This is a genomic window from Streptomyces chengmaiensis (assembly GCF_029846775.1).
Lineage (GTDB): Bacteria > Actinomycetota > Actinomycetes > Streptomycetales > Streptomycetaceae > Streptomyces > Streptomyces chengmaiensis.
Window position 1 is genome coordinate 1 of record NZ_JARWBG010000072.1, and the last position, 13387, is coordinate 13387.

A 13387-nucleotide genomic window follows, 5' to 3' on the forward strand; every position below is an offset into this window, starting at 1 on the left:
CCGTTCCCAGGCAAGGGACAAAGCCTGGGCGCCCAACCTCAGGGCATCAAACCGAACTCCAACCCGCAACCGAACACAGCAAAGCCCACACCCGCCTCCGACGGCCCCGCGCCAACACCGACCCGCACAGGACCGGGCTACGACCGTCCTGCCACGATCAACGACCTGCCGACAGGCCAGGCCCCGCATGCCCCATCCAGCACCGGCTCGTCCAAGGACACCGGGACGACGATGAACAGAGGCGGCAACGGCTCGGCCACCGAGGTCGAGCACCCCGCCACGTCCATCGCCAAGCCCGGGGACCCGCGTGATGCGGGCGGGTCGGGAACGACGTCGGTGTCGCAGCGCCCCGCCGACACCCCGCGACCACCGAGCACGCCTGGGGGCGGTACGACACCGCGTCCCGGGCCGACGGCGGGTAGCCCGGACTCGACGGGCCCGACGAACGGTCCGGTGCGGAATGCATCGGCTGTCGACAGCCCGGACCCGACGACACCGACAACGCACACGCCGCCTGGTGGCCCGACCCGTACCCCCGACACGAGCCACGTCGGCACGACCAAGCCCGACTCGACTGTTTCGACGGGCGCGCAAGCCCGTCCGGCGTCTGGTGCCGACACCCCGGATCAGACGCGGCCCACGACGAACACCCCCGACTCCGAGGTGCGGTCAGGGCCGGACTTCCCGGTGCCCCAGCAGACCGGAGCGAACGCGTCCGGACGCCCGGTGCCCGACGGGGCGAACAACACCGCGGGCGGCAGCCCCCAGGGCAACCCCGCCAGCGGCGCGCGCCCTGACGCCGGGAAGCCGAACAGCGACACCAGCAACCACGCAGACGGCTCCGGTGGTCGCGTGCCCAGGCCGACCCGTACCGGTCCCGACTACAACCGGCCGGCGTCGATCAACGACCTGGCGGCGGGTGAGGGTGCACACGCCGCTACGCCGGCCGGGCACTCCGCGCCGGCGCCGGACCGGCCGAAGGACCCCCGCTGGGACCCGGACGCGGCGCACACCGTCCTCACCGACCCCGACCGCGACCCCGACACCGTCAGCACCGCCCTGGCGAACGCCTCCACGATCCTCGCGGTCCGCGCCCACCAGGTGCTGCCGGGTGTCGACCCGCGCGGTATCGCGCCACTCGTGCCCCGGCCCGAGAGCCGCCCGGGGGCGGTGATCCACCCTGCGATGGTCCGTGCGCAGCACCTGGTCGCCGCGGAGATCATCCGGCACGGTGTCCTCTCCGGTCAGGTGCTGGCCGGGCAGATCCTGCCCGGGTCTGTGCAGCCGGGCGGCGAGGTGCCGCCGGTGCTGTACGAGGCGACGTACGACCAGGCGCAAGAGAGCGTGCAACTCGGCACGTACACCGTGCCGTTGACCGACCTCCCCGACTTCCTGCAGGAGAACATGGGCTGGCGCCCGGGCCAGCCGGTGGTCCTCCCGGTCCCGCTGACCCCGGACACGCTGGGAGTCCCGGACGCTCAGGGGATCAGCCCGCTCACCCTGCCGGAGATGCTGGCCAACGCCCTGGACGCACCGGTCGTCATACCGGTGGCCGACGACCGCGACCCGGCCACCGCGCTGATGTGGGCAGAAGTGGGCCCGGACGGCGAACTCAACGAAGCCGCGCACTCCCTCGGCGCGCTGGTCTCCGGCACTCCGCGGAGACCCTCGGATGCCGGGGTGGAAAGCATTGAGTCCTCAGGCGGGTCTGAGATGTTCTGGGATGCAATGTATGAGTATGCGCATGCGGCAGGGGCGTTGGTGGATGCCTTTGGGGACAGGCTTGGTTTGCTGTCCCGGGTTATGGGTGCGGGTACTTCGCAGGATCCGGGGCGCTTGGCCGAGAGTGAGCGGCGGTTTGTTGCTGCGGCGGGGCTGTTCGATGCTGCGGAGCATCGAATGGTGGGATTGGGGCTGGGTGATCTTTCTGGCAGGGATGACGGGCGGCTGCCTGGTTGGATGAGGGAGTTGTCCGGCTGGAACTTCCGCGAGGTTATGGATCGGGCTGGTGAGTTGCTTGGTTCACCTGCGGTGGTGCTCGGGTCGGGTGAGGACATTCAGGCGGCGCGTGATGCTTATGAGGTTGCGCGGATAGGTGTGGCGGAGGAGTTGGCGCGGGGTAGGGAGGATACTGCCAGGGAACTCGCGTCCCAGTTGGCTGGTGAGCTTGGTCTGCGTCACGGTGGCCTTTCTGGTGGCGCCTTGGAGGTGGATGGTACGAACCTCACGGAGGGGTTCCGAAGTTATGGGGAGCAGCTTCGGAGAGATATAGACGATCGTGTTGCCAAGCATGAGTCGGGTCTGCGGAAGCAGATCCGCGACACGGAGGCGCGCCTTCAGGTTGATGTGCAGGAGGCGGTGAAACAGCGGCGTCTGGGGAACCAGCGGCTTGCTGAACAGGAACGTGCCGCTGTGGATTTGCTGCGTACCGCTGAGGGTGAACTGCTGCAGTGGCAGCAGCACTATTTCCGACATCAGCACAGCATGTTTGGCCAGCAAGTGGTTGCTGCGCAGCAGCATGTGAGGGCGTTGCAGCAGGCGGTGGAGTTCAGGTCGGGGACGGTTCGTCAGACCGCTGATGCGAAGACCCAGTTCAATCGGGATTGGGATTCGAAGGACGCGGAGTTGACGCTGCGTGGGCAGCGTTTGAACTTTGATAAGTCTTCGCTTGGGCGTCGCGTGCAGGATATGCGGGACAGGGAGTCGGCTGCCGGGCTGCGGAGGTATCGGCAGTATCTTGCGGACCTGGTAGGGCAGTTCGATACACAGTTGAAGGGTCGGCAGCATCTGATGTCCCGGCCTTTGAGTCCGGGTGAGCAGGCGAATTATGACCAGGATTTTGCGAGGATCCAAAAGAAACTGAAGAAGCTGATTGTGGAGCCTACGGGCCATCGTGGTTATCATGATCTGCTGGATTTTGAGGTCGGGCGCCATCCGGACTTCGGTGCGAAGATGCACAATGTCAAGGTGAACAATGCGACAGAGCTGGCCCGTGGCCTTATGGGTTGGGTGGCGGCGAAGGAGAATCGGCACGCGGAGAAGGTGCTTGCGCATCAGGTGGAGGCTGAGGGTCATGTCTCGGCCTTGCTGAACGTGCTCTTCACGCGTATCCACAGTTTCTTGATGTCTCATGTGCGCGGCTCGGCCATTCTTCAGGAGATGGCGTCGGGGGTTTCGCATGTCGATGGCCGCGAGCTGGGCACGTATCTGACGTATTTCAGGCAGAAGAATCTTCCTGACAAGATCAAGCATCTGGCGACGTCGGTGTGGGACCGGGGTGGTATGGCGGGGGTTCTGCAGCGTCCGCATGAGTTCGATCTTCGCGACAAGATGATGGTCATGCATGACCTCTATGAGTATTTCAGTGGGGAGGCCAAGCGTTCACCGAAGACATACGGCACGGGTATGTTGCCACCGGAACTTCCCGAGGAGGCACTGAGTACTGCCGCCATTGATGCTTTTGGGATGCGGGTGGCCACTACGCCGGACCGCGGCCAGAATCCCATCAGGAGCAAAGACGGTACGATGAAGACTCATCCGTCGACGCGGAACGAGAATGAGGCGTCGACGATGCTGGCTCGTTCTCTGAGGATCCCTGTCTGGGCGGGTCAGTCGTTCACTGCGATGCGCATGTTCAAGGTGGCGCGTTGGGTGGGGGCGACGGAGTTCGAGTTGGGGGCGGTCGCGTGGGGCATCTTCTCGTTCTGGCGGCTGCATTTCGACCACACGACGCAGTTTGCCTATCACACGTTGCACGAGACACTGGATATCGCGCAGAACTTCGGTGTTCCCTATTCGATGCGCAACCAGGCCGCTGGTCTTTCGAGGGTACGTCTCGACGTTCTCCTCACTGAAGCGAGGAGCCTGGTCGAACAGCTGAAGAAGGTACCGCGATCCGTCGCACCCGTGCGGTTCCGCGACCACGACGCGATGGATGTCGACGGTCCTGACCCGCTGGTCATTGACTACAAGCGCCGTGAGATACGGCAACTTGCCCGGGACCTCAAGGAAGAGATCAGGAAAGCGGAGCAGTTGGTGGGCCGGGGACACCTGCCCTTGGCCGACATCGTGGGAATCACCGAGCTGGCCAAGAAGGGCGCTCTGCTCCAGCAGGAGCTGCATGCCCTTGAACGGTACCGGGGGCCGGGTGGCCCGGTGGCGCTGCCGTGGGTGCCGCAACCTGGCGGTTCACGTGATGCCTGGGTGGATCCCCGGGAAGAGGGCTGGGCGCTCGGGCATGACATCACGGTGATGCAGGAGCGCTTCGGGCTCGCGGAGCCAGAGACGCCGATCGCGAACCGGAAGGGCAAGCAAGCAGCAGAGACCTTCCAGGAATTCTCCCGGGCATACCTCTACTCCTCGGGCTTCTACGCCTACCAGGTGGGATCGGCGGGGACCGTGATCCTGCCGGACGGTGTCACCCTGCACGGCACATGGGCCCGATTCGGAGACGACTTCCTCCACGAAGACGGCTACATCCTGCGAGGGGACAACGGCTGGATCGGACGAATAGCGAACCGGGAGGAACTCCGCGCCATTCCCCGGACAGTCGAGACCGACTACCACCTGTCGACCGATACCACCCACATGCTCTTCGTCCCGGCCAACGGCGGAAACACCGTCCGACTGGCACTGAACGAGACCACCATCACCCCCACCACTGCCGGACCGTCCCGGGACTCGCAGGACAAGGGGAAGGGCAAGGCCACAGACCCCGAGGCGGGGACGGAGCCGCAGCCCGGGCCGCCTCCGGTAGGCGAGTGGCGGGATGGGGCCGAGGCCCGGGCGGCCGTGCTCGCAGCCCAGGAGGCGTTGGCGGCGGCCCAGGCGGCGCACGCCGCCGGAGTGGAGTCCTCCGCCCATGCGGACGGCAGCGCGATCGCCGCCGCGTCCGCGCGTTTGGCGGATGCCCTGGCACGTGTGCGCGAGGTCGAGCGGCAGTGGTACGCCGCGCGCGCGACTTCCACCGACACCGGGCTTCGGGTTGCCGATCTGCACACGCCTGTCGCGAGCGACGTCGATGAGGTGTCCCGTGCGGACAGCGACGACACACAGGAGCAGCAGTCGGCGCAGGCCGAGCTGGCCCCGACCGGCCCGGGTGCGCCGGAAGTCCTGGCGCCTGAGGGCGAGAGGGCTGACATTGAGACCTACGGAGCGACTCCTCTGTCGGCATTCCTGCCAGAGGACAGATGGTGGATGCTCTACATCGACCCCAGGCATCACGAGGAGGCGGCAGCCGCTTTCCAAGCTAATCCCGAACGATACCGTGACATCGGCCGATACTACGACGAGGATCAGTCCCCTGGCTTCCAGCAAAGCATGGTCGATGCCTATCGAACGGCTCTGGACGATGAATCCGCCCTCACTCAGCGGATGAATTCCAGTGAGTACAAGCGGCTGCACGAGCTCGTCACGCGTCACGTCCAGGGTAAGTTCAAGTGGTCCGGGCAGGGTTGGACTGGTTTCCCGCTGCGCGCCGGTGACCTGAGCGCTGATCTGCTCGAGGAGAAACTGAACGGCCGGATCCTGATCGCAAGGGTCACGGACAGCCTTCTCGATGGCACGACTGAGCCGCCCATCACCTTCCTCAACACCTTCCAGTACAGAAACCCGGTAATTCAGACCACGTACGGCAGCGAGGAGGTACCCGGACTGGTAGACGCCATATTCAATCGCCACTATGAAGAAATCCAGGCCGCGGCGAGCAATGACCATCTTGTTCTCGCCGCCATCGCTCGCACCGTTCGCGCCCTCCAGGTCGTCCATCCATTCACCGACGGCAACCGCAGACTCAACGTTCAGCTGCTGCTGTTCAGGCTCTTGCTGGAACAAGGCCTACCCCCGGTTGTCTCCACCGATCTGCATCGCCTTTTCCAGGGCGGATATTCGGTTAAGGAGATGGCGAGCTCACTCGAGGACTCCCTGACCACACTGTGGGGAGCCATCCTCTCCGGACCGGACACCGACGCATCCGATGCTCAGGACGGACCAGAGGACGGCTACTCCGCCGTTGCGCTCGCCGCGGCTTCGGATGGCTCCACTTCCCTGGCTCAGCCGGCGCCTCCCGTAAACGACGGCTCTTCCGGTACCGAGCCCGGTAGGGCCACGGCGTCCGACACCTCGATGACCCGGATCGAGGCGCAGCTCGACACCCACCGCCCGCCCCGCCTGGACCGTTCGCTGGTCCCTCCGTCCCGCACCGGTGGGCCGGTCGTCTTCAGCGACGGCAGCCGCCTGCCCGCCTACCTCACCGGTGACGGCACCGACGAGACCCGGGGCGTCAGCTACGGTCACAGCCAGGTCACCCTGCGCGGCATCGAGCAGGTCGTACGCGAGATCGGCGACCGGATGGGGTTCGCCGGGTCACCCAACCCCGGCCCGGACAATCCGCTGGCCCATCTGGAACGGGCGCTGCGCACCACCCCGCGGGTCTTCCACGGCGAGGGCTACGAGTCCCCGCCGTTCCGGGACGCGTGGGGCCGGGTCAGGGTGCTGCGGGTGACGACCCGGCCGCACGGCAACTGGGAACGGTTCACCGACGCCCACGACACGAAGGTGGACGAGGCCCAGCGCAGCCAGGTCACCACGGGTGCGGACAAGAGTGTGAGCACGACCTTCCAGGTGGCCCCCTCCCTCTCCGTCGGACCGGCGTCCGGAGTGGTGGCGTACGGGCGCGTCGGCGGCGCGCTTGCGCTCAACCGCGGGTACGCCTACGGCATGCAGGTCCAGACGCTCAGCCAGGTCGAGACCCGCATGGCCGACGGCTCCCATCTGCACCTGGACGATGTGCAGTACGAGGTCTTTCTGGGCGGAGCTCCGTCGGGCCTGGCTCCCTCAGGACTGCCCAGGACGTTCTCGCCGGGAGAGACCCACTTGACCTTCGCAGTCCGCAACGGGCTGACCGTACGGCTGTCCGACAGCGAGACCAGGCCGGCCGAGCCGGGCCCGGCTCCCCGTACGATGACGCTCGGTCCGCACTCCGACTACCGGCTGGTGCACACCGAGGGCTACGGCCCGGTCAGGAAAATACGCGAGTGGGCTGTCTCCCAGGTGGGCGCCGAGCCGGGCAGCGCCGCGTACGACGAGATCGCCGGGTTCTTCTCTTCGGAGAACTTCCACCGCATGGCCGACCGGCTCGCGCACGGCAGGGTCACCGGCCGCCAGTTGTTCGGCGAGGACGGCTCCCGCTCCCCGCTGGGCGCGTTCGTCGTGGACCGGGTGGTGCCCGGGGAGGCGACGCTGCTCACGGAGACGGCCGCCGCCGAGATGCGCAGCACCGTCCAGCAGACCGTCAAGAACGAGCGGACACTGTCCAAGACCTACAGCCAGGAGGTCAACGCCGCCCTCGGCCCCAGTTTCGACCTGCTGGGCTTCTTCGGCTCCGCGGCGAACCTGCGCGCGATGCTCGGGGCGGTCGGCAGATACGGGCGCAGCACGACGCACAGCAGCGTGTTCGGCGGCTCGGGCGGGCGCAAGATCGTGGGGCGGGCCAAGAAGGTCCCGACGGATCTCTACCTGGTCCGCAAGACCGTCTACGTGCGCAGGACGGGCGACAAGGGGGCGACGCCGTTCACCACGTGGAGCCTGGACCGCATGACGCGCACCGAGGCGCGCCGCCTCGCGGGCTGGGACGACGGCACCACCCTGCGCCGCCGCAACCGCAACGAACCCTTCGCCCCCGTCTATCTGACCGTGGACAACCCCGCGGTACTGGGCATGAGCCGACCCGAGGCGTTCACGTACGGCAACGGCGATCCGGTCCGCCCGGTCGGCGACGACCCGGCTCTTCCGCTCACCCTGCTGGACTCCTTCACCGACCAGGTGATCCGGGCAGCCGCCCGCGCACACCCGGGCTCGATCGCGCCGCTGGACGAGTTTGGCAGCCCTTCCGACAAGCGCTGGCGCGACGCCGAGCACTACCGCATGGCGCTGCAGAATACCCTCACCGTCATCAACACCCTGTCCGAGCACAGCGTCGCGGGAAATCTCGAAGCGCTCACCACCACCGGCATCGGGATCGGCCTCGTCGAGCCCGGCCGCCTCACCCGCGCCCACCGCTGGATCTGGATCGACGGCAAACTGTCCGACCGGCGGTACCAGGGCACCCAGAACGACCTCATCCTGCGGGGCAGCGCCCCGGGCACCGACCGCCTGGACGGCCAGCGAAGCGTGGTCCGCACGGTGGAGGTCGGCTTTGACGCCAGTCTGTCGGTGCGCGACGCCGCGACGGACGGCATCGGCGCGCCCTCGAACATCGGCACCGTCCAGGCGGGCCCGCGGTGGGGCCGGCAGAAGGGCCACAAGACCGGCTACGGAGCCACGGTCTCGTACGAGCCCCTGGCGGCCAGCGCCGGCCCTTCCCATCTGCACAGCTACCGGCTGGAGTTGACCGCGCGGAGCGGTGGTTACCGGCGCCCGCGCAGCATGTGGCGGGGCATGGGCTCGCTGGGACTGCTGGGTACGCGTTTCCTGGTATGGCGGGAGTCGGAGGCGGACCTCCTCGCGGAGCCGGTGGTGGGCCGCGTGCTGCTTTCCGTCCCCGACGAGCACACCCCGGACACCGACCCGCACGGGGCGTCCGCCGCGACCGCACCGCCGAGGGACGAGGCTCTGGACCCGGCTCAGACCAAGGCACTGGCGACCGGCGACACACGTGAGGTGTCCGCGAGCCATGCGACGGACCCGTTCGGCGACCAGCCGTACCAGACCGTCAGTGTGGGCGCGCACAGAGAACTCGTTTCCGCCGTCGAGGCGGTCATGGGTGACGCCTCGGGCGGGTCGTGGCACTTCGCGCAGATCGGGGCAGCGCCGCACGACGCCGCGGTGCGGCCGTTCCAGCCGCAGTACCTCACGGGCGGCTTCGACCAGGCGTCCGGACCCGCGGGCTCGCGGATCACCGGGCTCTTCGGGAAGGGGCCTTACCTCAACCGGCTGGGCATTCTGGTACACCGGATGCGGGTGGTCGACCCCGTCGTCGTCTCCAAGCCCGTCAAGATCGAAACGGAGCAGACGGTCGGCAGCGACCGCCAGGCCTCCGGAGCGGTCACCACGGCCCAGACCTTCACCGTCGCCGGCGTCGGCGCCCTCGCCCACACCCATCCCGTCGGGCCCTCACTCGGCGGCTCGTACGGTCTGCTGGGACGCCTCGGCCGGTCCCGCACCGCCTCGCGCACCGTGACCCGCACGGTGACCTCGGAGATCGACCGGGACGCCGAGGGCCACAAGGTGCTGGTGGCCGGTGACACGCAGCACGACATCGTCGGCTCGGTGCGCACGGACGGTGTGCTCGCCCCGCTGCACTCGATCGTCACCTGGCACCGCACCATCTGGGCGGGCAGGCGGCTCACCTTCGCCTCCGACTGGCTCGGCCACCTCCCGGAGAAGGCCGCGCACCGGCTGGGGCTGATCAGGGACCGGCTGGGAGAGGTGCCTCGCTACACGGACCGGGTCTGGAGCCAGCCGAAGTGGCTGCGGGACAACCCCTTCGGCTCGTATCCGGTCAACTCGCTGGACACCACCAAGGTGCTGGCCGACTTCGACCGGCAGCTGATCGCCCTCGGTATCGACGACGCGAGCCGCGACCGCGTCCACTCCCTGGTCACCCCGCGCACCGTGCGCGCCCTGCGCGACCAGATGTCCTACGGCGGGACCGCGACCCGTGCCCGGGTCGGCGGCTGGGGCCGGAACAACGTCCGCGTCGGGGGCCGGACCGGCTCCCTGCGGGTGGAACTGATCGCGGACGAGCCGCAGTTCGACGGCCTCGACCACAGCGCCACGCTGCAGGACAACCGGGCCGCCACCGAAACGGTCGAGGAAGGAGAGGTCACCACCCGCACGGGCACGACGGGGGTGAGCGTCGGGGAAGGCGTGCGCACGGGGGACAGTACCGCCAAGGCCGCGGGTCCGACCTACAGCGAGCTGGGCACCACCTCCCAGCCCACCTCCACGAGCCGCTCCACCGCGCGCCTGAAGACGCACGTCTTCTACGCCAACGAGCCCTACGCCGAATTCCTCACCGGCTACCGGCTGCGGCTGACGCTGAACGTGGACGGCCGTACGGTCGCCCGGCAGGAAGGCGATGTCGGCCGGCTGCGCGAGCAACTGCCGCTGAGCCTGACGGTTCCCCGGACCGGCAGCGATCCGGGCGATCCGCTCGGCACCCCCGTGCTGGACGCTCCCGCTCCCGTGGTGACCGTCTGGCAGCAGGGCAGCGTCACCCCGCAATCCATCGACGCCTGGCGCTCGGTACCGCACCCGGACGGGTCCCACCGGCCATTCCCACTCCCCGCCAACGGCTTCCACGTCCGCCGGGTCGTCGGCCTGGACACGCTGCGGGCGGCGGGGGACCTGGCCGTCGCCAAGGCGTACGGCACCACGGTCGGCCCCGCCACCGGCGGGCAGCACAATCTGGCGGGCAAGCAACTGGACGCCGCCGTCGCCAAGGCCCGCCGCACCGGGCTGACCCTGCCGGGCACGGCCTCCGCGCTCGCGCTGCACGACGGCACCGAGAGCGCGACGCTGGCCGCCTTCTTCGGGGACAGCACGACCACCCACGGCTATGCGGTGGCCGGGCTGGCCGAAGACACCTTCGCGGGCGGCGCCCAGGGCGACTACCGGCTCTACTCCAAGCCCGACTTCTCGGGCGCCCGGCTGCTGGCCGTGGCCCCGGACACCACCATGGAGAGCGCCGAGCGGCACACCGACAGCCGGGACGCCTCGGTCTCCCGCACCGGCGTCCAGGACTCCTCCCTGGGCGGGCAGCCGCTCCTGATCACGAACACGGCGGGCGCCGCCATCCCCCAGGCCTCGAACACCGGCGTCAACACCGCCGAGACCGACGGCGGCAGGCTGGCCTCGGCCGAAGGCGCCCAAGTGAACGTCAAACCCAGGACCGGCCGCAGCTTCCTGTTCGCCATCCCGACGAGTTGGCTCGGCGTCGCAGACGTCGACCGGCACTTCAAGGACAGTACGGTGGGCTCCTGGCTCGGCCGGCGCCTGGGACCGTTCGGCTATGTCAAGCCCGGCCCGCAGGCCGTGGAGGCGCGGACACAGGTCATCGCCTGGGTGCGTGAAGACGTCGCCCGCGAACTGGGGCTCGTCGGCGACGACACCTTCCCGCCCCGGGTCGCGGACGCGTGGGCGAAGGTCACCCGGGCGAGCGACGCATGGGTGGCCGCGGACAAGAAGTACTGGGACCACCGCCGGGCCGTGCCGGAGCTGCGCGACCACCGCAACGCCCGCCGGCGCGACCTGACCGCTGCAAAGCACCGACTCACACAGGCGAGGGAGGCGGACCGGACCCCGCAGCCGGACCCGGGCCACCGCGCGGCTCCGGATGCCGCACCTCCCGAGTCCGCCGAGACGGCGCTCGCCCGGCAGGCGGTACGCGACGCCGCCGCCGCGCTGAAGGCAGCCCGCCGCGCACTGCACCTGGAGGTCGGCGCCATGAAAGCCGAACTGCGCGGGGCGGAGGGGGCAGCCGCCGACTTCCACCGTGTACGGGCCGAGACCGACCGGCTCACCCGCTGGCACCGGCTATCCGCGGAACCGCAGGGTCCCGACGAGCCGGAAGTGCGCGCGGGCCTGCTCGAACCGCCGCCCGTCGTCTTCAACACGCCTCCGGCGAACCGCGCGCCCGAGCGGGCGCGCTACACCGAGGCCCCGGGCGAGTCAGGCGGCCCGACGACGCTCACCTCGCCCACCGGCGATGTCTACGCCCTGCGCGACGTAACTGCTGACGGCGACGCCTTCCACCATGCCCTCGTCGAGGGGCTGCACCACGCCGAACCGGCGCTCCTCGGCGACCTGGGAACGCTGCCGGACCGCGGAACGATCGTGTCCGCGCTCCGTGAGCGGCTCGCCGACCGGCTGCGCCATCCGGACAACGCGGACCTGCTCGGCTTCGCCTCCCCGGACACCATGGACGCCTTCAGCGCGGCCGAACTGGCGGCTGCCGGGATCGTCCTCGACCGGAACACCCCCGAGGGCCGCGAGTTCGACGACTCCGGCCGCATCCCCATGCACGCCGGGCTGTCCGACGCGCAGCGCGGCGCCCTCGCCGCGGCCCAGGTACTCCGTCCCGGCGACGCCGCGGACGACGCCGGGTGGGACCACGGCGCCGCCGACCTGCTCCCGGCCCTCGCGGCGCGGACCTTCGGGGCGCGGATCACGGTGGTGCGCGGCGACGACGGCCACTTCCAGGACTTCACACCGCTGGGGGCCGCGGAGGACGAGGAGCTCCCCCACGTCGTACTGCATCTGAAGGACCGGCACTACCAGCTTGCGGTGCGCGACGGGGATCTGGTCCGGCAGCCCGCGCTGCCCGGTCCGCGCTCCCGGGACGGGCGGGCCCCGGAGGCCGGTGCCGGGCCCCGGCTTCCCGCCCACGACACGGCGCCGTGGAACACCGCGGGCGCCAACGCGTGGCGGCACGGCACCGAGGCCGGGAAGCCCACGCTTACCTCCCCGGACGGCACCGTCTACGACCTCGTCGAGCCGTCGGGCGACGGCAACGGCTTCTGGCCCGCACTGGCCGCGGCCCTCCCTCCCGGCCGCGACCGCGATCCGGTCGCCCTCGTGAGCAGCCGCCCGCTGCCGCCGTCCGCCGTGCTGGATCGCACAGCGCCCTTCACCCACGACGAGCTGGTACGCGCCGGAGTCACCCCCGACGCCGCGCGGGCGGAGCGGTCCCGGCGCGGCGGCGGCACGCTGCCCGACGACCTGGCCCTGACGCAGCGCCAGACGCGTGAGTTGATCCGTACGCAGCTGCACACGGCCCGTCGCTGGGACGACGCGACCGCCCGTACCGCGGCCGAACTCGCCGCGGCCGCCCACCGAATCCGGATCACCGTCGTCTCGGAGGACGGCAGCGCCGAGACCCATGCCCCACACGACGCGGAGGACGGGCGCACGGTGACGCTGTACCGGCGCGGTGCGGAGTATCTGCTGGCCCGCCCCAGGACCCCTCAGCCGACGGTGACCGTCCCCTCGAACACCTTCGGGCACCAGGCCGGGGACTGGACCGGGCTCTGGTCGCCCGCACGGCCGATCCCGGAGGAAGACCTCGCGAACCTCCGGGTGCCGGACCGGGCACGGGACGACATCGCCGAGGAGCTGTCGCTCTCGGAGGAGTCCGGGCCCGCGTCTCCGGCCCGTCGGCCAGCGCCCGCGGTCCCGGAGGCGTTCCTCGACGCACCCAGACCCCGTGAGCCCGAGTGAGGGCGGCGGCCGCGGCTGGCGGTCCCTCTGGCGCACACCCAGCTGGACGGTGCGTTGGACACCGTGTCCAATCCACTCTAACCTTTGGGATGTTGAGGCTGCCGCAGGCATCGGGCAGCCCTCGGAAGGTGCTGCATCCGGCAGCCGGTCTTCCCCCCCCAGTCGGCTG

2 protein-coding genes are annotated in these 13387 nt (G+C 69.6%); one reads left to right on the forward strand and one right to left on the reverse strand.

Features of this window, described 5'->3' with window-relative positions; genetic code table 11:
- Positions 1–2022: 2022 nt before the first annotated feature.
- On the reverse strand, positions 2023–3345 hold the full coding sequence (locus QCN29_RS33280) for a hypothetical protein (RefSeq protein WP_279932835.1): 1323 nt from the start codon (positions 3343–3345) through the stop codon (positions 2023–2025).
- A 279-nt stretch (positions 3346–3624) separates the two neighbouring features.
- On the opposite strand from QCN29_RS33280, the gene QCN29_RS33285 reads away from it, so the two are divergent.
- Complete coding sequence (locus QCN29_RS33285) at positions 3625–13218, forward strand: hypothetical protein (RefSeq protein ID WP_279932836.1); 9594 nt, start codon at positions 3625–3627, stop codon at positions 13216–13218.
- The last annotated feature ends 169 nt before the right edge of the window (positions 13219–13387 follow it).